21 protein-coding genes and 1 pseudogene are annotated in these 23,854 nt (G+C 45.9%); 10 read left to right on the plus strand and 12 right to left on the minus strand.

Annotated features, from left to right (window positions below):
* Positions 1–18: 18 nt before the first annotated feature.
* From ICN40_RS06870 to dnaA, 10 genes are all read right to left on the minus strand, one after another.
* Positions 19–948 (minus strand): branched-chain amino acid ABC transporter permease, encoded by a 930-nt coding sequence (locus tag ICN40_RS06870; protein WP_072582041.1) that lies wholly within the window; start codon positions 946–948, stop codon positions 19–21.
* A gap of 2 nt (positions 949–950) precedes the next feature.
* Positions 951–1,871, minus strand: a complete 921-nt coding sequence (locus ICN40_RS06875; protein WP_216120745.1) for a branched-chain amino acid ABC transporter permease — start codon at positions 1,869–1,871, stop codon at positions 951–953.
* A 16-nt stretch (positions 1,872–1,887) separates the two neighbouring features.
* A complete protein-coding gene (locus ICN40_RS06880; protein WP_072582039.1) occupies positions 1,888–3,111 on the minus strand; it encodes an ABC transporter substrate-binding protein in 1,224 nt (407 codons plus the stop codon).
* A gap of 22 nt (positions 3,112–3,133) precedes the next feature.
* A complete protein-coding gene (locus ICN40_RS06885) occupies positions 3,134–3,838 on the minus strand; it encodes an ABC transporter ATP-binding protein (protein ID WP_072582038.1) in 705 nt (234 codons plus the stop codon).
* The gene (locus tag ICN40_RS06890; protein ID WP_072582037.1) at positions 3,835–4,602 is read right to left on the minus strand and encodes an ABC transporter ATP-binding protein; all 768 of its coding nucleotides are present in this window, start codon (positions 4,600–4,602) and stop codon (positions 3,835–3,837) included. The genes ICN40_RS06885 and ICN40_RS06890 overlap by 4 nt, the downstream gene beginning before the upstream one ends.
* A 106-nt stretch (positions 4,603–4,708) precedes the next feature.
* Positions 4,709–4,924 carry a DUF3717 domain-containing protein gene (locus ICN40_RS06895; protein WP_216243048.1) on the minus strand — a complete coding sequence of 72 codons (216 nt, stop codon included), beginning with the start codon at positions 4,922–4,924 and terminating at the stop codon, positions 4,709–4,711.
* 11 nt (positions 4,925–4,935) lie between these two features.
* Positions 4,936–5,430, minus strand: a complete 495-nt coding sequence (locus tag ICN40_RS06900) for an SET domain-containing protein (protein ID WP_216243049.1) — start codon at positions 5,428–5,430, stop codon at positions 4,936–4,938.
* A gap of 3 nt (positions 5,431–5,433) precedes the next feature.
* Complete coding sequence (gyrB, locus tag ICN40_RS06905; RefSeq protein ID WP_216243050.1) at positions 5,434–7,932, minus strand: DNA topoisomerase (ATP-hydrolyzing) subunit B; 2,499 nt, start codon at positions 7,930–7,932, stop codon at positions 5,434–5,436.
* A gap of 11 nt (positions 7,933–7,943) precedes the next feature.
* Positions 7,944–9,059, minus strand: coding sequence for a DNA polymerase III subunit beta (gene dnaN / locus ICN40_RS06910; protein WP_072582033.1), 1,116 nt, complete (start codon positions 9,057–9,059; stop codon positions 7,944–7,946).
* Positions 9,060–9,323: 264 nt separating this feature from the next.
* On the minus strand, positions 9,324–10,751 hold the full coding sequence (gene dnaA / locus ICN40_RS06915; protein ID WP_255538558.1) for a chromosomal replication initiator protein DnaA: 1,428 nt from the start codon (positions 10,749–10,751) through the stop codon (positions 9,324–9,326).
* Positions 10,752–10,973: 222 nt separating this feature from the next.
* On the opposite strand from dnaA, the gene rpmH reads away from it, so the two are divergent.
* The 7 genes and pseudogenes from rpmH to mnmC all read left to right on the plus strand — a co-directional run.
* Positions 10,974–11,108, plus strand: a complete 135-nt coding sequence (rpmH, locus tag ICN40_RS06920; RefSeq protein WP_011903922.1) for a 50S ribosomal protein L34 — start codon at positions 10,974–10,976, stop codon at positions 11,106–11,108.
* Between the two features lie 8 nt (positions 11,109–11,116).
* Positions 11,117–11,434 (plus strand): ribonuclease P protein component, encoded by a 318-nt coding sequence (gene rnpA, locus ICN40_RS06925; RefSeq protein WP_255561278.1) that lies wholly within the window; start codon positions 11,117–11,119, stop codon positions 11,432–11,434.
* A complete protein-coding gene (gene yidD, locus ICN40_RS06930) occupies positions 11,435–11,677 on the plus strand; it encodes a membrane protein insertion efficiency factor YidD (RefSeq protein ID WP_216243051.1) in 243 nt (80 codons plus the stop codon).
* Between the two features lie 6 nt (positions 11,678–11,683).
* A complete protein-coding gene (gene yidC, locus ICN40_RS06935) occupies positions 11,684–13,351 on the plus strand; it encodes a membrane protein insertase YidC (protein ID WP_216243052.1) in 1,668 nt (555 codons plus the stop codon).
* A gap of 43 nt (positions 13,352–13,394) precedes the next feature.
* Positions 13,395–14,756, plus strand: coding sequence for a tRNA uridine-5-carboxymethylaminomethyl(34) synthesis GTPase MnmE (gene mnmE / locus ICN40_RS06940; RefSeq protein WP_216243079.1), 1,362 nt, complete (start codon positions 13,395–13,397; stop codon positions 14,754–14,756).
* A gap of 90 nt (positions 14,757–14,846) precedes the next feature.
* Positions 14,847–16,712, plus strand: coding sequence for a phosphoenolpyruvate carboxykinase (GTP) (locus tag ICN40_RS06945; protein ID WP_216243053.1), 1,866 nt, complete (start codon positions 14,847–14,849; stop codon positions 16,710–16,712).
* 48 nt (positions 16,713–16,760) lie between these two features.
* A pseudogene (gene mnmC / locus ICN40_RS11725) lies at positions 16,761–17,762 on the plus strand (FAD-dependent 5-carboxymethylaminomethyl-2-thiouridine(34) oxidoreductase MnmC); the annotation flags it as partial.
* A 59-nt stretch (positions 17,763–17,821) separates the two neighbouring features.
* On the opposite strand, the gene ICN40_RS06950 reads toward mnmC, so the two are convergent.
* Positions 17,822–20,494, minus strand: coding sequence for a DNA topoisomerase III (locus tag ICN40_RS06950; RefSeq protein ID WP_216243055.1), 2,673 nt, complete (start codon positions 20,492–20,494; stop codon positions 17,822–17,824).
* A 222-nt stretch (positions 20,495–20,716) separates the two neighbouring features.
* Entirely contained in the window at positions 20,717–21,391 is a 675-nt protein-coding gene (gene dprA / locus ICN40_RS06955) for a DNA-processing protein DprA (protein WP_216243056.1), read from the minus strand.
* Between the two features lie 71 nt (positions 21,392–21,462).
* Here dprA and def point away from each other — a divergent pair, with 71 nt between their 5' ends.
* The 3 genes from def to htpX are packed head-to-tail and all read left to right on the plus strand — an operon-like array spanning position 21,463 to position 23,854.
* Entirely contained in the window at positions 21,463–21,978 is a 516-nt protein-coding gene (def, locus tag ICN40_RS06960; RefSeq protein ID WP_216243058.1) for a peptide deformylase, read from the plus strand.
* Between the two features lie 8 nt (positions 21,979–21,986).
* The gene (gene fmt, locus ICN40_RS06965; protein ID WP_216243060.1) at positions 21,987–22,985 is read left to right on the plus strand and encodes a methionyl-tRNA formyltransferase; all 999 of its coding nucleotides are present in this window, start codon (positions 21,987–21,989) and stop codon (positions 22,983–22,985) included.
* Positions 22,986–22,987: 2 nt separating this feature from the next.
* Entirely contained in the window at positions 22,988–23,854 is an 867-nt protein-coding gene (gene htpX, locus ICN40_RS06970; RefSeq protein ID WP_216243062.1) for a zinc metalloprotease HtpX, read from the plus strand.

Genomic DNA, 23,854 nt, shown 5'->3' on the forward strand with positions numbered 1-23,854 from the left:
AAAAGGAAAAACAAAAGCTCAGTTTTTGTTTTTATAGTACGCAGCAATTTCACCAACAACGCCACGGCGGAATGCTAAAACACAAATGACAAAAATGAAGCCGGTTGCAATTGTGCTCCATGATCCAATGTTGGCAAGATAGTTTTGCAAACCAACAACAATTCCTGCGCCAACCACTGGGCCCAGAATGGTTCCCATGCCTCCAAGCAAAGTCATCAACACAACCTCGCCGGACATATGCCAGTGAACATCGGTCAGCGTTGCCAATTGGAACACCAAAGATTTCATGGAGCCAGCCAAGCCAGATAATGCGGCCGAAAGCACAAAAGACATCAACTTAAAACGATCAACGTCATAACCCAGGGAAATTGCACGAGGCTCATTCTCACGAATTGCCTTAAGAACCTGACCAAACGGAGAGTGCACAGCGCGCATAATGACGGCAAAACCAAATAAGAAAACTGCCAAAACAAAGTAGTACATCGCGACGTCATCCTTTAGGTCAATCAAGCCAAATAACATGCCGCGGGGGACGCCCTGTATTCCATCTTCGCCACCTGTAAATGGAAGCTGAACAGCTAAAAAGTAAACCATTTGCGAAAGAGCCAAAGTCACCATCGCAAAGTAAATGCCTTGTCTGCGAATGGCCAACGATCCAATTAAGAATCCCAAAACACCAGAGCCAACAACGCCCAACACAATTCCTAACTCAGGGGAGAGGCCCGCTTCTTTGCAGAAGTAGGCGGTGATGTAGGCAGCAGTTCCAAAAAATGCTGCATGACCAAAAGATAGAAGCCCGGTAAAACCCAAAAGCAAATTGAATGCGCACGCAAAAAGGGCGAAGCACAACACCTTCATTGCAAACACGAGATAAATAAAATCTTGGAACGGCAATAACAGGGCAATTAAAACCAAGATGCCGTAAAGCAATTTTGTTTTTGGATTCATGCTTACTTCTCCCGCCCAAACAGTCCAGCAGGACGAATCAAAAGAACAATTGCCATGATCACAAAAATCACAACGCCGGAGGCCTCTGGATAAAAGACCTTAGTCAGGCCCTCAACCAGACCCAAGCCCAAACCAGTAAGGATGGCACCCATGATCGAGCCCATGCCACCAATCACCACCACCGCAAACACAACAATGATGAGGTTGGAACCCATCAACGGGTTCACCTGGAAAATGGGGGCTGCTAATACTCCAGCAAAACCTGCTAGGCCAACGCCATAGGCGTAGGCCAAAGAAATCATCAGCGGAACATTGATACCAAAAGCTTGTAGTAATTTGGGGTTTTCGGTTCCAGCGCGCAAATAGGCACCCAACTTTGTTCTCTCAATCACATACCAGGTTGAGAAACATACCGCCATAGAAATCACCACAACCCATATGCGATACTTTGGCAAGATGATGCCAAGCGACTCTAATGGAATCGCTCCCTGCAATAACTCCGGGGCCGGGTAGCTCTCACCAGAAATTCCATACCAATGACGGAACATGCCCTCAATAATGAGAGCCAAACCAAAAGTCAGCAACAAGCCATATAGGTGATCAAGGTGGTACAGGCGGCGCAACATCGTGCGCTCCAGAATTAAGCCAAATCCCGCCAAAACCAATGGCACAACAATCAGAGCAAACCAATAATTAATGGTTAGGTCAGGGAACCCAAGCCATTGGCTAATCTGGGTTAAACCAATCCAGGCAATAAAAGCGCCCATAGTGTACTGAGCACCATGCGCAAAATTAATGATGTTGAGAAGGCCAAAAATAATGGCCAATCCCAAACTCAATATGGCGTAGAACGAGCCATTAATAAGCCCCACCAAGAGCTGGGCTACCAGCCCTTGAGGGGTAATTCCGAGAAGTTCAAACATTCTTGATTTCTATTTATTACTTGTTAACTAACTTGCACTTCGATTGTGAAAGCGGCAAAGTAGCTTCTGCAGCAGGAATGGTTGCACGAACATAGTAGTAATCCCATGGGCTCTTAGAGTCAGCCGGCTTCTTCACTTCTAACAAATACATGTCATGCTCAAACTTACCATCGGCACGAATCTTGCCTTTGAAAAGACCATCATCGATGTTTGTAGACTTTAATGCCTTCATCACAGCTTGAGTGTCATCGGTACCTGCTTTTTGTACTGCATTTAAATAAGCAAGAACAGATGAGTAAACGCCAGCCTGAACCATTGTTGGCATACGCTTATGCTGCAAGATGAAGCGCTTTGAAAATGCGCGGGTCTTGTCATCTTTATCCCAATAGAAACCTTCTGTGAGGTACATGCCTTGTGCAGTGGGTAGACCCAAAGAATGCACGTCGGAGATAAACATCAATAAAGGAACAACGGTTTGTTTTTTGTTGATACCAAACTCAGAGGCTTGCTTAACGGTGTTAATGGTATCTTGGCCTGCATTTGCCAAAGCAACCACATCTGCGCCACTAGCCTGCGCTTTTAAAAGATAGGAAGAGAAATCGCTATTGGGGAATGGGTGTTTGCTGGTGCCTAAAACTTTACCGCCGTTAGCGGTCACAACAGCAGTGGCATCTTTTTCAAGGGCTGCACCGAAAGCATAGTCAGCGGTAATGAAGTACCAGTTCTTTTTGCCCTGCTTTACTACTGCCTTACCCGTGCCATTTGAAAGGGCGTAAGTGTCATAAGTCCAATGCACGTTGTTGGCAGTACATTTTTCATTAGTAATTGCAACTGATCCAGCGCCGGAAACCAAAGTAATCTTGTTCTTTTGCTCGGCAACCTCCATTACAGCCAAGGCAACGTTGGTGGAAACTAATTCAACAATTACATCAACGCCGTCTTTGTCATACCATTCACGCGCTTTGTTGGCGGCAATGTCAGCTTTGTTCTGGTGGTCAGCGCTTACGAGCTCAATCTTCTTTCCAATAACGGTGCCGTCTTTTGAGAAATCAGCAATCGCCATTTTTGCCGCAATCACTGCGCCCGGGCCCGCCAAGTCGGAATAGACTCCGGAAAGGTCAGTTAAGACGCCAATCTTTACAACATCGCCACTTACTTTTGATCCGCTTTGTGCAAACACTGGGTTTGAACCAAACATGGTCGCCGCAACCAGACACGCGGTTATTTGCTTTAACTTCATTACCGTCTCCTATAGAAATCCACTAAACACCAAGATACTCATTTAATAAAGTTGCTTTTTCGGCAAGCTCGCTTTGTTGCACCACCTCAACCACGTTTCCATGCTCAACTACATAATGACGATCAGCTAAGGGCGCAGCAAAGTGGAAGTTTTGCTCAACCAACACAATCGTGAAGCCTTTGTTGCGCAAACTGGTAACAACCTCTCCAAGCTTTTGCACAATCACGGGCGCCAACCCCTCAGTAATCTCATCCAATAACAATAGCTTTGCGCCGGTTCTCAGAATTCGCGCCATCGCTAGCATTTGCTGCTCACCACCAGATAGGCGGGTACCAGGGCTGTTTCTTCTTTCATAAAGGTTTGGAAACATTTCATAAATCTCATCCAAACCCATGCCGCCGGGCGCAATCTCTGGCAAAAGTAAAAGGTTTTCCTCTGTACTCAAGCTAGCAAAAATTCCTCTTTCCTCTGGGCAAAAACCAACCCCCAAACGAGCAATCTTATAAGTGGGCATGGAGATAGTTTCCGCCCCATAGACCTCTACAGAACCAGTTCTTTTACTAGTTAATCCTAAGATGGTCTTCAGAATGGTGCTTCTACCGGCGCCATTTCTTCCAAGTAAAGTAACAACCTCGCCATCACGCACAGCAAAATTCACGCCATGCAAAATGTGAGATTCGCCATACCAAGACTCTAAATTTTTAACCTCTAGCGCCATGGTGCTCATAGGTTGTCTCCCCCATGGCTACCCATATAAGCCTCAACAACCAGTGGGTTGTTTGAAACCTCATGATAAGAACCCTCAGCCAGCACGGAGCCACGCTGTAAAACGGTAATACGATCTGCAATTGAAGAAACCACCTTCATATTGTGCTCAACCATCAGAATAGTGCGGCCCTTGGCCACACGATCAATCAACTCTGTTACGCGCTCAACATCTTCGTGGCCCATTCCCTGGGTGGGTTCATCCAAAAGCATTAACTCTGGCTCCATAGCTAAAGTTGTTGCAATTTCAAGCGCCCTTTTACGGCCATAAGCTAGATTGAGAGTTTCCTCGTCGGCAAAACCTTCCAAACCAACCTCATGTAGAAGCTCTAGTGCGCGCTCATTAAGCACATTTAAAGAGTTTCCAGACTTCCAGAAGTGAAACTCCGTACCCAATCCTCGCTGCAGTGCAACACGAACATTTTCAATAACCGTTAAATGTGGAAAAACAGCGGAAATCTGAAAGGAGCGAATAATGCCCCGTCTTGCAATTTGTGCGGGGGCCTCTTTGGTGATATCAAAACCGTTAAATAAGATTTGACCGCTGCTGGGCTCTAAAAACTTAGTCAGCAAATTGAAGCAAGTCGTCTTGCCGGCTCCATTAGGCCCAATCAAAGCGTGGATGGTTCCCCGAGCGACATCTAGGTTCACATCAGTGACCGCAGAAAATCCCTTAAAGGATTTTCCCAGTCCGATTGTTTTTAATATTGTTTCTTGCAATGTCATACCCTCTACCCCCTACTTGGGAGCAAGAATACGAGGATACCCGAAGATGGCATGGGTTTATATAGCAATTACCCTAAACAATTAAAGCGGTAGCGCTAAAAATTTTTTAGGAAAGTTTTTGAAATTGCTGAATTGCTGAACGAGCTAATTCGTCTAAGACGTCAACCGGAACCCTTTGGGCGCCCTGCACAATCATTAACGCATATGGTTTAGCGAGGGCCGAAGCTTCAGGGCAGAGCCGCAACTCATCACCCTCTGATGGGGACTGACTGCGCCAGTAGTTGATGGCAGCCTCTAGCTCTTGGATTGTTACAAACAACATGAAAATTATTTTTACTTATCTTTAGTTGCAAGCATAGTGCCACGGCATTTTTTTGCACCACAACGGCACTCGTAATCTTTTTTCATTTGCTTCGTAATTTTCCCCTCAATATCGAGTGAGTAGTCGTAAAACAACTCTTCACCAACTTTAAGGGCGCGCTTTGCATAAATAAATACTCGCGGCTCACCACCAAAACTATCTTCGCGGGTTTCGCAAATGGGTTTACACGAGTGATTGATCCAACGTGCAGCATTGCCGCCGTATTTCGCATCAATCACACGACCATCTTCCAATGAAAAGTAAAAGGTGTGATTAGGATCTTTAGGGTCGTGTGGGTGGCGCTTCTCAGCAAGCTTCCAACTAATGCGCTCGCCCTTATATTCAATGATTGCTTGACCCTTTTTAATGGGCTTAGCAACAAAGACCCCTTTTCCATGGATAGGCGAAGACTTCACAACAATAGAAGATCGGTCCACCTTAGGTGGTTTTAATTTTTTGGATGTCATAAATTAAACGTCTAGGTTGCGGGCAATAAGGGCATTTTTTTCAATAAATGCGCGACGAGGTTCAACCTCATCTCCCATAAGTGTAGTAAAGACCTGGTCTGCGGCAATCGCATCTTCAATCTTTACCTGCAAGAGTGTTCTAGAGCTAGCATCCATAGTGGTTTCCCACAGCTGTGAAGGGTTCATCTCACCAAGACCCTTATAGCGCTGACGACTCAATACGCGCTCTGCCTCAGACAACAACCAAGCAAAGGCGGCCCTAAAGTCGCCAATCGTTTGCTCTTTTTGGTTTTTATCAGGGTCGCCACGACGAACCTTGGAGCCCGCCACAACCTTACCCGACAAAACAGCGGCAGCATTTGCGAGGCTTTGGTAATCATCGCCATGAACAAAGTCAGAGTTAATGGAGGAGAGTTTCAAGTTTCCATGAATACGGCGCGATAACAACAAGCGGAAGCGCTCAGTACGGTCTTCTTTTTGAACAATAATTTCTGGTGGCAAAGCTAAAGGATTCAAAGAGTCCGCAAGTGCTTGCCTTAAACGATCAGCAGACTCATTTGCTGATTTTTCTGTATCCAGATTTAATGGTGTTCCTGAAGCAATTGCTCGCAGAGCATCTTCATCAATGGTGCGAGACAAGCGGTCAACAATCGACTGAATCACTTGGTAGTGTTTAGCCAACTCATTAAGTGCTTCGCCCTCAACAATTTCACCTGCTGGTGTTTGTAGAGAGGCGGTTTCTAGTGCGATTTTTAATAACAACTGATTTAGCTCGTTGTCGTCTTTAATGTACCGCTCATTCTTACCAAACTTTACTTTGTAAAGCGGTGGTTGAGCAATATAGATATGACCGCGCTCGATCAACTCAGGCATCTGCCTATAGAAGAAAGTTAACAACAGCGTGCGGATGTGACTACCGTCAACGTCTGCGTCGGTCATGATAATGATGCGGTGATAGCGTAATTTATCTGCCTTATATTCTTCGATCCCGATACCGGTGCCCAGAACGGTAATTAAAGTAACCACCTCTTGGCTAGCAAGCATTTTGTCAAAGCGAGCCTTTTCAACGTTGAGGATTTTTCCTTTTAAAGGAAGAATTGCTTGGAAGCGACGATCACGCCCCTGTTTCGCAGAGCCTCCTGCAGAGTCTCCCTCGACAATAAAGAGTTCAGATTTTGTTGGGTCTTTTTCTTGGCAGTCAGCTAACTTGCCGGGCAGTCCAAGTCCATCCAACACACCCTTACGTCTGGTCATATCGCGCGCTTTGCGTGCGGCTTCGCGAGCACGGGCGGCGTCAACAATCTTGCCGCACAGGATCTTGGCATCCGCAGGACGCTCTTGAAGATATGCGCTCAAAGCTTCGGCAACAATTTCTTCAACTGGCCCACGTACCTCGCTGGAAACTAACTTGTCTTTTGTTTGGCTAGAGAATTTTGGTTCTGGGACCTTCACCGACAAAACGCAGGCCAAGCCCTCGCGCATATCATCACCAGAAATTTCTACTTTTGCTTTCTTGGCAACTTCATGCTCATCAATGTATTTATTAATGACACGCGTCATTGCAGCACGCAAGCCGGTCAAGTGTGTTCCACCATCCCGCTGCGGAATATTGTTAGTAAAACAAAGTACTTGCTCACTAAAACTGTCATTCCATTGCATAGATACTTCAGCAGTGATTTGACCGCCTAGGTCTGAAGGGCGATTACCTTCAGCATAAAAAATGTTGGGGTGCAGTACATTTTTAGTTTGATTGATGTATTCAACAAACCCCTTTACACCGCCAGAGAAAGCAAAATCCTCTTCTTGACCGGTACGTTGATCAATCAGTTTAATGTGAACGCCGTTGTTTAAGAATGAGAGCTCGCGAATACGCTTAACTAAAATTTCATAATGAAACTCAACATTTCCAAAAATTGTCTCGTCGGCCAAAAAGTGAACTTCAGTTCCCGATAGCTCAGTGTCGCCGGTAACAGTGATTGGAGAAACTAAAACGCCATTCTCATTAACAATATTGCGATTTTGAATAACGCCGCGTGCAAACTCCATGTAATGAGCTTTGCCATCACGACGAATGGTTAGCTTTAACCATTTAGATAGCGCATTTACACAGCTAACACCCACACCATGTAGACCGCCAGAAACTTTGTAACTATTTTGATCGAACTTACCGCCTGCATGTAGCTCGGTCATAACAATTTCAGCGGCACTGCGTTTCGGCTCATGCTTATCGTCGTATTTAATCCCTGTTGGGACACCACGACCATTATCGACAATAGAAATAGAGTTATCAGTTTGGATAACGACTGTGATTTCAGAACAATAGCCAGCCAAGGCTTCGTCAATAGAGTTATCTAAAACTTCAAATACAAGGTGGTGCAGCCCTGTGCCATCGGATGTGTCTCCGATATACATACCAGGACGTTTACGAACAGCCTCAAGACCCTCTAGGATTTGAATCGATGCAGCGCCGTACTGCTCTACTACTTTTTTTTCTTCAGTCATTTTTTTCTAAGTTAAATACGCATTGGCATCACAACATACTTAAAGCTCTCTGAGCCAGGCAGAGTAATCACAGCACTGCTATTTGCATCACCTAAGCTAATTTGAATCTTTTCGCTCTTTAGGTTTGATAAAACATCCAACAAATAGCTAACGTTAAATCCAATTTCTACCGCATCACCAGCATACTCAGTCTCAATCTCCTCTTGAGCCTCTTCTTGCTCAGCATTGGTTGATTGGATTGTTATGCGGTTTGGAGAAAGAGAGAAACGGACGCCCTTAAATTTGTCTGTTGTCAAAATAGCAGCACGCTGGAGTGCTGATTGAAGGGCATCACGACCAACTACGAGTGAGTTTTTATGCCCCTTCGGAATCACCCTTTGGAAATCTGGGAACTTACCCTCAACTAATTTCGAAATTAACTCAATATCACCAAACGCAAACTTCACTTGATTAGCTGTCAAGCTAATTTCTAAGGATTCATCAGAGTCCTCGAGTAAATGTTGACACTCCAAAATTGTTTTACGAGGAATAATGATTTCTTGTTTTTGACCAGAGCCTGATGGGGCTTCTGCAAGCTCAACCTGAGAGTAAGCAAGGCGGTGGCCATCTGTTGCCACCGCAACCACCTCTTTACCCTCAATTACCAACAACATCCCATTTAAGTAATAACGAATATCTTGTTGTGCCATTGAAAAATGTACTTGGCTAATGAGTTGACGAAAACTCTTTTGTGACATCTTCCAAGCAGCGGTTACCTCACCCACACTTTGCATCACTGGAAACTCAGTTGCAGAAAGTGTTTGCAAAGAGAAGCGGCTTTTGCCACTTTGAACAACCATCTTGTTATCTTTAAGATTTAAAGATACCGGACCCTCTGGCAATGCACGCAAAATATCCAAAAGTTTTCTAGCGGCAACAGTTGTTGTTACATCTTCTGTACCAACACCAAAATTGGCGTTTGTTGTAATTTGAATTTCAATATCAGTGGAGATGAATGAAACTTTTTCTCCAACTTTTTTAAATAAGAGATTTGCCAAAATTGGCAGCGTGTGTCTGCGTTCAACAATTCCACTAACAACCTGAAGTGGTTTTAGTAGGCTATCGCGAGAAGTGTTAACGAGTTGCATTGCTTTTAAATCCTTGTATATATCTTAGTAGTAATAGTAATAAGGGTTCGAAATTCCGTGGATAAGTCAAAAACCCCTTATAAAACAACACATTGAAGACTAAAAAACCTGTGGAAAACTCTTGTATAAGCACTGCATAAAAAGGGGATAACTTTTTATCAACACCCTATTTTTGCATGAAGCTGAACCTTTCCACAATTTATCCACATCCAATCCCCAAACTTATCCCTAGGGTTGTCCACAACCTTATCCACAAGCAAAAAACTACGCCTTTAAGGTTTGCTCAATAACGTGAATCTCATGGTTTAGCTGCCCATCATGTGCCCGCTCATCTGCAATCTTGCGAACAGCGTGCAGGACGGTTGTGTGGTCCCTACCGCCAAATAATTCACCAATCTCCGGCAAGCTTTTTTGTGTCAATTCTTTAGCCATAAACATTGCAATTTGACGGGGCCGAGCAATATTAGCCGGGCGCCTTTTGGAGTACATGTCTGCAACCTTAATGCTATAGAAATCAGCAACCGCTTTTTGAATGTTTTCGACAGAAATTTGACGATTTTGAATAGAAAGCAGGTCTTTTAGGGCTGTTCTGGCCACCTCAATCGTGACTTCGCGACCATGGAATCGAACAAACGCCAAAATCTTTCTCAAAGCCCCCTCTAGCTCCCGAACGTTTGAGCGTAAGTGTTTGGCCACAAAAAATGCAACGTCCTCACTCATGGGGATGCCTTCACTAATTGCCTTTTTCATCAAAATAGCGACACGCATTTCTAGTTCTGGCGGCTCAATGGCAACCGTTAGCCCAGAATCAAAGCGGGAAATAAGGCGATCATCAATACCCGCCATTTCCTTGGGGTAGGTATCGCTAGTAATAATGACTTGGGCTTTGTTGCTTAATAAAGCCTCAAAAGCGTAGAAAAACTCTTCCTGAGTCCTGGATTTGCCGCTAAAAAACTGAATATCATCAATAAGTAAGAGGTCTAAGGAGTGGTAGTAGCGCTTAAAGCGGTCAAACGCCTTTTGTTGGTATGCGCGGACCACATCTGAAACATACTGTTCGGCGTGGATATAGCGAATACGGGCGTTTGGCTTCTCTTTTAAGAGGTGGTTGCCAATCGCATGAATTAAATGGGTCTTACCCAGACCTACCCCACCATATAAGAACATGGGGTTGTAAGAGGTTCCAGGGTTATGCGCCACCTGAATCGACGCTGCCCTAGCAAGTTGATTGGCTTTGCCAGTAACAAACGTTTCAAAAGTAAGGTTCGGGTTGAGTTTTGAGTGATCTTCAATCTCAAAAGCACTCTCTTCTACCAATATGTTTGGTTCCGGTGTCTCCACAGAAACATTTTTTTCTATGGGCTCTTCCAGTGATACAGGGGGTGCGGTATTGGTTGTGCCACCCTCGACAGAGAGTGTAAAACCGACATTAATGGGGCGCCCAAAATACTGGGAGGCCAGCTCTTGGAATCGGTCGGCAAATGTCTTTTTGGTCCAGTCCAACTTAAATCGATTGGGGGCTCCAATTGTTAGTGAGTCATCACTTTCAATAAAAGATAATAAAGTAAGGGGTTGAATCCATGTTTTAAACTGTTGGGGCGACAGTTCGCGGGATAAAATGCCGATAGCATCATCCCAGAACCCCAGTGGGCTAATTGAATTCAAGGCGGGAGGATTGTGTAAGTTGCTCATATTTTTGGAGGATCCATTGTAGCGATGCTGCAAAGTTATCCACAAGTAACAAAAACGTGGAAAAGCTGTGGATAACTTGTGAATAATAGAAAAATCTCTATTTAAATTAAAGATTTAAGAGAAATTTAAATAAAAATAGAGAAAAACACCTACATATTCATCAAGATGGATTGACCTTTTGCTCTGCAACAAGGAAAATACTTGGTTTTCCAGGGATCGAACATGAAAAGAACTTACCAACCCTCAGTAACCCGTCGCAAGCGTACACACGGTTTCCGTATTCGCATGAAAACCAAAAGCGGACGCGCAGTTTTAAATGCTCGTCGTGCAAAAGGCCGCAAGCGTTTGGCTGTGTAATTTAGCCATTGAATAGCGCAAAGATTTCTGAATTACTAAAAACACGCCCCAAGACAAGTTTGTATTGGGGCGTGTATGTTGCATCCACTCAAGAGGGCGTTAAACCCGACTTGGGGGTTGCGGTAGCAAAGAAGCTAGCCAAAAGAGCGGTTGATCGAAACCGCCTAAAGCGGATGATTCGCGAATTGGTTTGGACGGCTCAAGACAGTACATTAAGCAAAGATGTTGTGGTTAAGCTCAAAAAACCAATTGGTCGCGAAACTCGAGGCAGACTCAGAAACAAAGAAAAAGAAATTTTGCGCTCTCAAATTTCAGGGCTGCTTTAGGTGCGAGCTTTAAATAGTGCGGCAATTAAGTTGGTAAAAATATATCAACTCGCTTTAAGCCCGTATTTAGGAATGCACTGCAAGTATGTGCCCAGCTGTTCGCAATATGCATGTGACTGCTTTAGTCACTACGGATTTATTAAAAGCTTTGGTCTTACGGTGTGGCGTATTTTGCGCTGCAACCCTTTGTCACACGGCGGTTATGATCCTGCTGTAAAAGATACAAAACACCAACTTAAGTGAATGTAAATGGACTTTAAAAAAACAATTCTTTGGGCAGTATTCTCGATGTCGGGTCTCATGCTCTACAACAATTGGCAGGTTCATGAGGGCAAACCATCCTTGTTTGGTGGATCCCCAGCCGTTGTTGCTTCGTCAAACGATAAGTCGACACCGCCCAAGGTTGATACCCCGGCGGCAATAGCAGGCACACCCATTACCCAGGCGCCCAACTCCAAAGCAATAACGGGCGAGAGTGCTGAAAAATTTGTTTTGTCTAACGAACTTCTTTCATTGGAGATAAGTTCTGCGGGCGCAAACGTCGTTGGTGCGAAATTATTAAAAGAACTAACCGCAGATCAAAAACCAGTAGAAATTTTCCAACATACGCCTACCCACACCTATGTAGCTCGCTCAGGTTTGGTGGCTGTTGGTAATGTGGATTTGCCAAACCATACAAGCACATTTAAGCTTGATCGCTCAGGCAAAGATGGGTCTGGCAGACCATTCTTGGTTCTTTCCGCCGAGCGTAACGGTGTGAAACTAGAAAAAACATTTCTCCTTAATCCTCAGAGTTACGATGTTTATGTTGGACATCGGGTTACACAGGTGGCAGCAAATGGTGCCCCACTGAGTTTGTATACAGAGATTGTGCGAGATGGCTCCCAGGAGCAAAAAATAGGACCTTTTGGAGGCGCTTTTTCTGCAAGCACTTTTACTGGGCCAGCAATTTATACCGATGGGAATAAGTTTAAAAAAGTCCCATTTACAGATATAGAGAAAAATAAATTTACTGCACCCGCACAGATATCGGCCGGACAGCCCGGCTGGGTTGCTATGGTTCAACATTACTTTGCTAGTGCATGGATTCCAGATGACAAATTGCCGCGAGACATTTATTCAGGAAGAATCGATAGCGATTTGTACCGAGTTGGAATGCAGACACAATTAGGCGCAATTCCAACTGGAACCACATTAATCGCCAATGCGCAGTTATTTGTTGGCCCCCAAGAAGAGCGCATGCTTGAAACCATAGCCCCTGGACTTGAGCTTCTTAAAGACTATGGTTATCTAACTATTCTGGCCAAACCTATTTTTTGGTTGCTAGAGCATATTCACAATATTGCTGGCAACTGGGGTTGGTCCATCATCCTGTTGACCATCTTAATTAAGTTGGTCTTCTTCCCCCTATCTGCTGCAAGTTATAAGTCGATGGCTCGCATGAAGGAAGTGCAGCCACGCTTGGCGGCCATGAAGGAGCAGTACAAGGGCGAACCTCAAAAGCTTAATCAAGCCATGATGGAGATGTATCGCAAAGAAAAGATTAACCCACTGGGTGGATGTTTACCAGTTGTGATTCAGATCCCCGTGTTTATTTCTTTGTATTGGGTTCTATTGTCATCAGTTGAGATGCGCGGCGCACCATGGGTGTTGTGGATTCACGACCTCTCAGTGCCTGATCCGTATTACATTCTGCCAGTCATCATGGCTGTCTCGATGTTTGTGCAAACGAAGTTGAACCCAACGCCTCCAGATCCAATTCAGGCGAAGGTGATGATGTACATGCCAATCGCCTTTTCAATCATGTTCTTTTTCTTCCCTGCGGGCCTGGTGTTGTATTGGGTCACCAACAATATTCTGTCCATTACTCAACAATGGCAGATTAATCGGATATTTGGAAAAAAGCCCGCTAAGTAATTTAAGCGCGGCACAACTCGCCTGTAATAAATAGACAGCAATGATGACAAGAAAATTGCCCATCATTGCTGTTGCAACCGCGCCAGGCAAGGCGGGCGTTGGGGTTATTCGCATTAGCGGAAAACATTTAAGCACCCTGACGCGCACCCTTTTTCAAAAAAATCTTTCCCCAAGACAAGCAAACTTATTAACGCTCTGCGATGAGAATGGCCAAGCCATTGATCAGCTCATTGCAATTTATTTTGTTGGGCCAGCCTCCTTTACGGGTGAAGATGTTTTAGAGCTTCAGTGTCATGGTGGACCACAACTTCTTGAGCTGGTGATGAAGCGCTGTCTTGAGCTCGGCAAAAACGAGGGGCTTGTCATTGCAGAGCCAGGCGAATTTACCCTGCGCGCCTATCTCAACAACAAGATTGATTTAACCCAGGCTGAGGCTATTGCAGATTTAATTGATGCGCAAAGCGAGGCGGCTGTTCGCGGCGCAGCTCGCTCTTTGCAGGGTGCTTTTTCTGACGACATTAACAATCTCATTGAAGAAATTACCCAACTCAGAATTTTGGTTGAGTCAACCTTAGATTTCCCAGAAGAAGAAATTGAGTTTCTAGAAAACGCTCAGGCGCGTCAGCGCTTAACCGCCGTTAAAGAAAAGTTACAGGCTTTACGTGCCGGCGCAAAGCAGGGAAAAATCTTGCGCGACGGAATTCAGCTGGTATTGGCTGGTGCGCCGAATGTGGGAAAAAGCTCTTTGCTGAATCGATTGGCCGGTGAAGAGGTGGCTATTGTTACCCCCATTGCTGGGACAACCCGAGACCGGGTTAAAGAAAGCATCACCATTGACGGTGTGCCCATGCATATTATTGATACAGCCGGTCTGCGCGAAACAACGGATGTTGTAGAGGCAAAAGGTATTGAAAGATCCTGGGATGCCATTCGTTTGGCAGACGTAGTGATTTTTTTGACTGATGCTCAGTCGCCCCCCCAACAGGACGACCTAAAAACCCAGATTTTGAGGGAATTACCACCCAAATGCGCTGTGCTTGAGCTTGTGAATAAGGCTGATTTGCTCCAAGAATCATCAAAAACTGCGTCCAGAGAATCTTTGCTGATTTCCGCCAAAACCGGAGAGGGAATAGAGGCGCTAAAACAGAAGATTTTGGAGCTTGTGGGCTGGGCTGGACCCCAGGAGGGTGCCATTTTGGCTCGTAGAAGACATTTGGACTGCATAGAGCGTGCAGCCGAACATATTGAAAAATCAGAAGAATTCGCTGCAAATGGCAACAATTCTCTCGAATTATTTGCAGAAGAGCTCTCTTTGGCCCAAAGACATTTGGGTGAAGTTACTGGAAAACTGCTTCCAGACGACCTTTTGGGAAAAATCTTCAGCCAGTTCTGTATTGGCAAGTAAAGGGTTTGTGCTGTGTCTGGCCCACACAGCAAATGTAACCAAAATGTTAAAATCATCGGATTAAAAAATTTAATCTTCACAGGAAACCATATGACTTCAACTACCAGCGGCCAGATTAATGTGAATGCGCCGGCTTACGTAAAAAACAAGCGTTTAATTGAATGGGTTGGCGAAGTGGCAGCTCTTACCAAGCCTGACGCCATTCGTTGGTGTGATGGCTCACAAGCTGAATACGACGAATTGTGCGAGTTGTTGGTGAGTGCTGGTGTATTTAAGCGCCTTAACCCTGCTAAGCGTAAAAACTCATTTTTAGCTTTGTCTGATCCTGAAGATGTGGCGCGTGTCGAAGACCGCACCTTTATCTGCTCAGCAAAGAAAGAAGATGCCGGCCCAACCAATAATTGGGTAGAGCCAAGCGAAATGCGAGCAACATTGAATCCATTATTTGATGGTTGTATGCGCGGTAGAACCATGTATGTGGTGCCCTTCTCTATGGGCCCAATTGGTTCACCAATCGCACACATTGGTGTTGAGCTATCCGATAGCCCTTATGTAGCGATCAACATGAAGTTGATGACTCGCATGGGTAAAGCGGTAATCGATCAGCTTGGTGCTGACGGCGAGTTTGTTCCTTGTGTTCATACGGTTGGCAAGCCTTTGGCTGCTGGCGAAAAAGATGTTGCATGGCCAAACAACAAAAACAAATACATTGTTCACTACCCAGAAACACGTGAGATTTGGTCTTTCGGTTCAGGCTACGGCGGCAATGCATTGTTAGGTAAAAAATGTTTTGCATTACGCATTGCCTCCAATATGGGTCGCGATCAAGGTTGGTTGGCTGAGCATATGTTGATCTTGGGCGTAACCTCACCCGAAGGTAAGAAATATCACATCGCGGCTGCATTCCCTTCTGCATGTGGCAAAACCAACTTCTCCATGATGATTCCTCCAAAGGGATTCGAGGGTTGGAAAGTTACCACTATTGGTGATGACATTGCTTGGATTAAGCCACGCAAAGATGCTGTTACTGGCAAAACCCGTTTGTTTGCGATTAACCCAGAGTCTGGGTACTTCGGCGTTGCTCCTGGAACAAACCGTCAAACAAACCAAAATTGTATCGACTCTCTCAATCAGGATGTGATCTTTACAAACGTTGGTTTGACAGATGACGGCGATGTTTGGTGGGAAGGTTTGACAGAAACTCCACCAGCACATTTGATCGACTGGCAAGGCAAGGATTGGACCCCGGCTGACGGCGCTGCTGGCCGCAAAGCTGCGCATCCAAACTCACGCTTTACTGTTGCTGCAACGAACAACCCAGCGGTTGATCCAAATTGGGATGATCCAGCTGGAGTTCCTATTGATGCCTTCTTGTTTGGTGGTCGTCGTTCAAATACGGTTCCTTTGGTTAGTGAGGCGCGTGATTGGGTTGAGGGCGTTTACATGGCTGCAACATTGGGCTCTGAAACCACCGCAGCAATTACAGGTCAAATTGGCGTTGTACGTCGCGACCCATTTGCAATGATTGCATTTGCTGGTTACAACATGAGCGACTACTTCCAACATTGGCTCAATATTGGTAAGAAGCTCGAAGCTGAAGGCGCAGTATTGCCGAAGATTTATTGCGTGAACTGGTTCCGCAAAGATGAGAATGGCAAGTTTGTATGGCCAGGCTTCGGTGAAAACATGCGCGTTCTTTCTTGGATTTTGGGTCGCGCAGAAGGCAAGGCAAGCGGTAAAGAAACTCCGTTTGGTATTACCCCAGAGTACGCCGATATGCATTGGGGTGGTCTCGACTATTCCGCAGAAAAGTTCACTAAAGCGATCACCGTTGGAATTGATGATTGGAAGAATGAGCTTAAGCTGCACACAGAATTGTTCGAGCATCTTGGCGATCGCTTGCCAAAAGAGATGAAAGAAACTCGCTCCAAGATCGAACAACGCCTGAATGCTTAAGCTTCATAAGCTCATAGAAGCATCAATCGTTTTATCAATACTTAATCAATGACCAAACCCCAACACCATGAAATAGTGGTGATTGGGGCAGGCATTTGTGGGGCAACCATTGCAAATGAGTTGCTTGAGCGTGGCAAAGCTGTTTGTATTATTGACACCGCTCCCTCCCCGGCCGCCGCCTGTTCAAGCCATGCTTATGCCATTGCACATCCGCATATTGGCAAAGGCGCCCCTCGTTTATTGCGACTTACGCGTATTGCATTTTTGCTTGCAGAGGCTCGCTGGAAACATGTCTGGCGACAGCACGGGATATTTCAGCCGACCAAAAAAGATAGGGTTTTTGATCGCGCCGAAACAATAGAACATCTTCGCGCATTGGATCTTGATGAAGATATGGCGATTGCTATGGATGCCCAAGAAGCTAAAAAACTTTGTGGAATTGAGCAAAGCGGTGTTTGGTTGCCGCGCGGCGCCGGCTTAAATTTACACGAAACAAGCAAAGAGTTATTACAAGAACATCAGCGATTAACTTGTATTTGGAATACGCGCATCGCGCGTTTAGAAAAGCTTGGCAATCAGTGGCATTTATTTGATGCCTCAAACAAATTGATTGTGACTGCAGACCAGATTGTAGTAGCCTGCGCTATGGAGGCCAAGGCCCTCATGAATAGTGTCGGTATTCGTTTGCCTTTAAGGCCCGTGCGCGGCCAACTCAGTATTTTCAAGGTGCAGGAAGGCGACCCTTGGGTCAAAAAATTACCTCGGGTTGGCATTTCTGGAGATGGCTATTGCTTGCCCGCTAAGCAATTTGAAGATGGCAGCTATCAATGGATTGTGGGGTCTAGTTTTGATGAGGGTGAGGATGATCTCTCACCAACAGAAACGAGTGATGACTTCAATCGTGAGCAAGCCAAGCGTTTAGTAGATTATGAAGAAGGCAATCTTGCTTCGTTAATGAAATCTGGAGAGTTTGTGGGCATTCGTTGTGTTGCCGGCGATCGTTTGCCTATCATTGGCGCACTTCCTCAGCGCCCAGGAATATTTTTAGCTACTGCCTTGGGGTCGAGAGGAATTTTGTGGTCCGCTCTAGCGGCTAAGCTGATTACAGCTCAACTGCTAGAGGATGATTTTGCTTTGCTTGCGCGCTTAGGTTTTGCTTCAGACTTAGTCGCTGCACTTGCGCCCGCTCGTTTCTTTGCAGGAGCGGCGCCTTCAGCCTTAGGTGCTTTGGCCTCAAATTCAAAACCAATTTTGCCAGCAGAATCTAGCGCTAAATAGGCCTTAAAGCCACGCCCAGTGCGGTTCGACTTAAAGTTGGTTAGAAGATCTGTTTTGCCCTCTTTCAGCAATTTCTGAACCTGTTCTGGTGAGACCTCTTGTTGCAGCACTACTTTTCCGGTTTTGAAATCACATGATTTATTGGGGCCAGTATTGTTTTCGCAAACGTAACGCATGCCATCTTCATATACTGCGCCTGAACATTTTGGACAAACGCCTAGCGCCAGACGGCCCGTGAAATCGACAGCTTCAGTCTCATCATCTTGAGTGTTGCCAAAATCAAACTCAAGTTTGAAACCCGCATTTGGATAATCTTTGTCATCCTCCGGAATTTCGCTTAATTTAATAATGGCTGCAAATGGGCGCCCCATTTTGCTGCGGAAGCCTTGCAGCGGTCCAATGGTTTTTTCACGCAACAACTCTTCAACTTCTGGATATTCAAATGCGCGTCCACCAGGCGTTTTGCTGATCGTAAAGCCACACTTTTCACAGGCAAAACGACGATAGTTTTCTTTTACCGGACCCTTACAGTGTGGGCACGGCGTAGTCATGGTGGCATAGTCGCCTGGAATGGTATCGCTATCGTATTCTTTGGCGCGCTTGACGATACGCTGAGTCATTTGTGCGATCTCTTGCATGAAAGTATCGCGATTCATCTTGCCCTGCTCGATGAGAGAAAGTTTGTTCTCCCAGCTACCAGTGAGATCGGGGCGAGTTAACTCTTCAACATCTAAGCCGCGCAACAAAGTCATCAATTGGAATGCTTTTGCAGTTGGAATCAGCTCACGAGCTTCGCGCACCATGTATTTTTCAGCAAGCAGGCCTTCGATGATGGCAGCCCGAGTTGCTGGTGTACCCAATCCCTTTTCAGCCATCGCTTCGCGCATATCATCATCATCAACCCACTTACCCGCACTTTCCATTGCGGAAAGTAAGGTTGCTTCTGTATAGCGTGCTGGCGGCTTGGTTTTCAATGGCACTGCTGCAATAGATTCAGTTTGCACTGCTTCACCCTCTTGAACCGGGACTAGCTCATCGTCTGCTTGATTGGATTTGCCGTAAACCGTTAGCCAACCAGGGTTTACAAGCACACGACCTTCGGTTTTAAAGTGGTGTCCGGACGCCTCGGAAATGCGTGTGGTCACGCGGAACTCTGCGGCAGGATAAAACACGGCCAAGAAGCGGCGTACAACCAAGTCGTAGAGCTTGGCTTCGGGCTCGCTTAAAGTTTTAGGCGTTTCTAATGTTGGGATGATCGCAAAGTGATCAGAAATTTTAGAGTTATCAAAAATTCGTTTGTTTGGCTTTACCCAACCATAGCCAGCTTTAGCCTTAGGATCCTTTGGGTCACCCTTCAAAATTTGTTTAGCAAAAGCACGATAGTCTTGCGAATGCTCAGCAAGGTTCTCCATGGTTTGTTTAACGGTATCGAGGTAGTCTTCAGGAAGCGCTTTTGCGTCGGTACGTGGATAGGTTAATACTTTGTGGCGCTCATACAAAGCCTGTGCAAGACCTAATGTATTTTTTGCAGAGAATCCAAAACGCGCGTTCGCTTCACGTTGCAAGCTAGTTAAATCAAATAGCTGAGGAGCAAGCTGTGTAGCAGGCTTGGCTTCTTCAGTCACGCTTGCTTTTTTGCCGCGGCATGCAGCCACAATACTTTGAGCTGCAGCCTCACTCCATAGGCGGTTCTCGCGTGCGTCGGGCTCGGCAGCATCCTTTTTGAATTTAGGGTCAAACCAGCGGCCTTCATACACGCCAGCAGCAGCGATAAATTCAGCCTTCACTTCCCAGTAATCTTTAGAGATGAACTTGCGAATGAGCTCTTCCCTCTCCACCACAATAGAAAGCGTTGGAGTCTGCACACGACCTACAGTCGTTAAGAAGAAGCCGCCGCTCTTGCTATTGAAGGCGGTCATTGCGCGCGTGCCATTGATGCCGACCAGCCAGTCTGCCTCTGAGCGACAACGAGCCGCATCGGCAAGAGGCTTCATGTCTTCATCGCTGCGTAAATTGGTAAAACCTTCGCGAATGGCGGCTGGAGTCATCGATTGCAACCATAAGCGCTGAATAGATTGCGATGCCTTTGCGTGTTGCGCAATTAGGCGGAAAATTAACTCCCCCTCACGTCCCGCGTCACAAGCATTAATGAGCGCAGTAACATCTTTGCGCTTAATGAGCTTTTGTAAAACCTTGAGGCGCGACTCAGTTTTTGCAATCGGACGTAAATCAAAATATGGCGGCACCACCGGCAAGTTGGCAAATGACCATTTGCCACGTTTTACGTCAAATTCTTCGGGGGCGGCAATTTCTAATAAATGGCCAACTGCGGAAGAGATTAGGAATTCATCGCTCTCAAAATAATCCTCATACTTTGTAAAGCCGCCCAAGGCCTTAGCAATGTCATTGGCAACAGAAGGCTTCTCTGCAATGATGAGCGCCTTAGGGTGATCTCCGGCGCTAGCCTTTGGGCTGCTTTTTTTGGTAGTTGCTTTAGTTGCCACGCGTTATGCCTAAATTTGAGCTAGAAATGATGTTTTTTGGGTAAAACGGATGGCCAATTTAACCCAAAATCGGACTTAGCCAATTGCATACCCCTTTTTTATTATTAACCGATAAATTGGGAAAAGTCCAAAAACCGCTATTTTTGGCCAGTTTTGGGCGTGTCGACACTTCCGATTTTCAGATAAAAACCCCTCTTTAGGCTGTTTAAATGGCATTTTTGCTTAAAAACAAAGCTCTTCAAGAACATCATCCGGTCTAAAGACTAGTTTTGCACCTTGCTGAATGAGTAGATGGCAACCGCTAGAATTTGCGTTGTGGATGGGCCCAGGGAGGGCAAAAACCTCTCTTCCAAGCTCTGCGGCCAGGCGAGCAGTGATGAGGGAGCCCGACTTTTCCGCCGCCTCTATAACAACGACACCAAGCGCTAAAGCGGCAATAATGCGATTTCTTCTAGGAAAGTGCCATGCCTTAGGCCCTGACCCCAGAGGTAGCTCAGACACCAATACTCCCTGCTGGCTGATGGCCCGAGATAGCTCGATATTTTGCCGGGGGTAGACGACATCTATGCCGGTTCCTAATATTGCCGCAGTGGAGTGATTGGGCCCAAGCCCAATGGCAGACTCATGGGCGACACTGTCAACCCCTTTTGCTAGGCCAGAAACGATCAAGGCGCCCGCTTTTGATAGCGCTTGGGCAAACAGGCATGCATTTTTTAAACCTTCAGGGCTGGCGTTTCTTGAGCCTACGATCGCAATCATAGGTCTCTTCAGAAGATGAATGTCCCCATATATATAAAGAGAACCTGGGGGATCATATAAATCATGGAGGCGATTTGGGTAATGGGGGCTCTGGCGGTTAATTTGGAGAATGGAATTGGGTGTCGGCGAAGTTTGCATAAATCAATTTTGTTCTTTGGGGGAATTGCGGCAATCAGGACAGACTGATAGCTCTGTTGGATAATTCTTATATGGCTTTGTTATCCGTCCTTTGTTACCCAGACCCGCGCTTGCACAAGGTTGCTAAACCAGTGGAGCAAGTGGACGCTCGTATTAAAAAAATTGTCGCCGATATGGCAGACACTATGTATGAAGCTCCCGGTGTTGGCTTGGCAGCGACTCAGGTGGATATTCATGAGCGCATTGTGGTGATTGACGTGTCTGATGAACAAAATGAACTGATGGTTTTTATCAACCCAGAAATTGTTTGGGCAAGCTCTGAAACAAAATCTTGGCGCGAAGGTTGTTTATCTGTTCCAGAGTTTTATGACGAAGTCGAGAGGCCATCCGAGATTCGAGTGAAGGCACTAGATATTGAGGGTAAAGAATTTGAAATAGAGGCCGATGGTTTATTGGCAGTTTGTTTGCAGCACGAGTTAGACCATTTGCAGGGCAAAGTATTTGTGGAGTATTTATCCATACTCAAAAGAACTCGTATTTCACAAAAAATGAAGAAGCGCGCTAAAGAATTAGTAGGTCAGCGCTAAGCGCCCGAATGAAAATCGTCTTTGCTGGAACTCCTGAGTTTGCTGCGCAAGCGATGCGCGCAATTTACGATGCTGGTCATGAAATTGTGTTGGCTTTAACCCAGCCCGATCGTCGTGCCGGCAGAGGCATGCACCTTCAGGCAAGTCCAGTTAAAGAGTTTGCTTTGCAGAAAAATATTCCTGTGCTCCAACCAGAGACATTGCGGCTCACTAGTTCCGATCCGCAAAAGCAGGCGCAAGCGGTGGCGGCCAATGAGCGCTTATCCTCTATTGACTTTGACGCCATGGTGGTGGTGGCCTATGGCTTGATCTTGCCCCAAGAGATCTTGGGTATTAGCGAGAAGGAAGGAAGACACGGCAGCTTTAATATTCACGCTTCGCTGTTGCCCCGTTGGCGTGGTGCGGCGCCAATTCAGCGAGCAATTGAATCTGGCGATGCCAAAACGGGGGTTTGCATTATGCAAATGGATGCTGGCTTGGATACCGGAGACACTGTTTTAGTCGCGGAACTTGAAATCGCTCGTGATGAAACGAGCGCAAGCTTGCATGATCGCTTAGCAGGGCTTGGCTCAAAATCGATAGTAGATGTTTTAAATGCTTTAGAGCAAGACAAAGATTTATCTCGAGCACCCCAAGAAAAAGACGGCATTACTTACGCCGAAAAAATATTGAAGAGTGAGGCGGAGATCGATTGGACCCTCAGCGCCAAAGAAATCGACCAACGTATTCGGGCCTTTAATCCCTTCCCGGGGGCAAGCAGCAATCTTAATGGGCTGGCTGTGAAGTTTTGGGATTCAAGGCTTGCAGACCCTAAGGCTGTCAGCGCCACCGGTACTGTAGGCGAGGTCCTTGGGTTTGGTAATAAGGGCGCATATATACAGTGTGGTGAAGGGGTGCTTGAGGTCTTAGAGATGCAAAAACCGGGCGGTAAAAAAATAGATGCCAAAACGTACTTGCAGCCGATTGGTGTTGGTGAAAAATTGTTGCGCTTTCAAACAAAGGAGTAGAAATGTTTAATTTTGCAAAGACTGCTGTTTTGATGGCAGCAATTACTGCACTCTTTATTGTGGTTGGCGGTATGTTGGGTGGTGAACAGGGCATGTTGATGGCTCTAGTACTGGCTGTTGGAATGAATTTTTTCAGTTATTGGTTTTCCGACACCATGGTGTTGAAGATGACTAATGCACAGCAGGTTGATGAAAGATCTGCCCCGCAGTTTTACGGACTCGTTAAAGAGTTGTCGGAGAATGCTGGCTTGCCGATGCCTAAAGTATTTTTAATTAATGAAGATGCTCCTAATGCTTTCGCAACAGGACGCAATCCAGACAATGCATCAGTTGCCGCAACAACAGGCATTCTGAAAATTCTCTCGAATCGCGAACTGCGCGGCGTGATGGCGCATGAGCTTGCCCACGTTCGCCATCGTGATATTTTGATTTCGACTATCGCCGCCACTATGGCGGGAGCCATTTCAGCATTGGCTAACTTTGCCATGTTCTTTGGTGGGCGAGATTCTGAGGGTAGGCCAAACAATCCGATAGCTAGCTTGATGGTGGCAATTTTGGCCCCGATTGCAGCAAGCCTAATTCAAATGAGCATTTCTCGCGCAAGAGAATACGAGGCAGATCGCGGTGGTGCAGAAATAAGCGCTGATCCTGAGGCGCTAGCGCAGGCATTAGAAAAAATTCATAACTATGCACAAGGCATCCCGTTTCAAGCGGTTGAACAGCATCCTGAAACAGCACAGATGATGATTCTTAATCCCTTGAGTGCTGGCGGTCTTGCGCAACTATTTTCAACCCACCCACCAACTGAGGAGCGGGTGGCACGTTTAATGAGTATGGCTAAAAACGGGGTATATCCCGGAGCAAATTAA

The organism is Polynucleobacter sp. Fuers-14 (assembly GCF_018882045.1).
Lineage (GTDB): Bacteria > Pseudomonadota > Gammaproteobacteria > Burkholderiales > Burkholderiaceae > Polynucleobacter.

Coding starts and splice junctions, on each gene's coding strand:
- ICN40_RS06870 (WP_072582041.1), bottom strand. CDS start 948: ATGAATCCAAAAACAAAATTGCTTTACGGCATCTTGGTTTTAATTGCC.
- ICN40_RS06875 (WP_216120745.1), bottom strand. CDS start 1,871: ATGTTTGAACTTCTCGGAATTACCCCTCAAGGGCTGGTAGCCCAGCTC.
- ICN40_RS06880 (WP_072582039.1), bottom strand. CDS start 3,111: ATGAAGTTAAAGCAAATAACCGCGTGTCTGGTTGCGGCGACCATGTTT.
- ICN40_RS06885 (WP_072582038.1), bottom strand. CDS start 3,838: ATGAGCACCATGGCGCTAGAGGTTAAAAATTTAGAGTCTTGGTATGGC.
- ICN40_RS06890 (WP_072582037.1), bottom strand. CDS start 4,602: ATGACATTGCAAGAAACAATATTAAAAACAATCGGACTGGGAAAATCC.
- ICN40_RS06895 (WP_216243048.1), bottom strand. CDS start 4,924: ATGTTGTTTGTAACAATCCAAGAGCTAGAGGCTGCCATCAACTACTGG.
- ICN40_RS06900 (WP_216243049.1), bottom strand. CDS start 5,430: ATGACATCCAAAAAATTAAAACCACCTAAGGTGGACCGATCTTCTATT.
- gyrB (WP_216243050.1), bottom strand. CDS start 7,932: ATGACTGAAGAAAAAAAAGTAGTAGAGCAGTACGGCGCTGCATCGATT.
- dnaN (WP_072582033.1), bottom strand. CDS start 9,059: ATGCAACTCGTTAACACTTCTCGCGATAGCCTACTAAAACCACTTCAG.
- dnaA (WP_255538558.1), bottom strand. CDS start 10,751: ATGAGCAACTTACACAATCCTCCCGCCTTGAATTCAATTAGCCCACTG.
- rpmH (WP_011903922.1), top strand. CDS start 10,974: ATGAAAAGAACTTACCAACCCTCAGTAACCCGTCGCAAGCGTACACAC.
- yidC (WP_216243052.1), top strand. CDS start 11,684: ATGGACTTTAAAAAAACAATTCTTTGGGCAGTATTCTCGATGTCGGGT.
- mnmE (WP_216243079.1), top strand. CDS start 13,395: ATGACAAGAAAATTGCCCATCATTGCTGTTGCAACCGCGCCAGGCAAG.
- ICN40_RS06945 (WP_216243053.1), top strand. CDS start 14,847: ATGACTTCAACTACCAGCGGCCAGATTAATGTGAATGCGCCGGCTTAC.
- dprA (WP_216243056.1), bottom strand. CDS start 21,391: ATGCAAACTTCGCCGACACCCAATTCCATTCTCCAAATTAACCGCCAG.
- def (WP_216243058.1), top strand. CDS start 21,463: ATGGCTTTGTTATCCGTCCTTTGTTACCCAGACCCGCGCTTGCACAAG.
- fmt (WP_216243060.1), top strand. CDS start 21,987: ATGAAAATCGTCTTTGCTGGAACTCCTGAGTTTGCTGCGCAAGCGATG.
- htpX (WP_216243062.1), top strand. CDS start 22,988: ATGTTTAATTTTGCAAAGACTGCTGTTTTGATGGCAGCAATTACTGCA.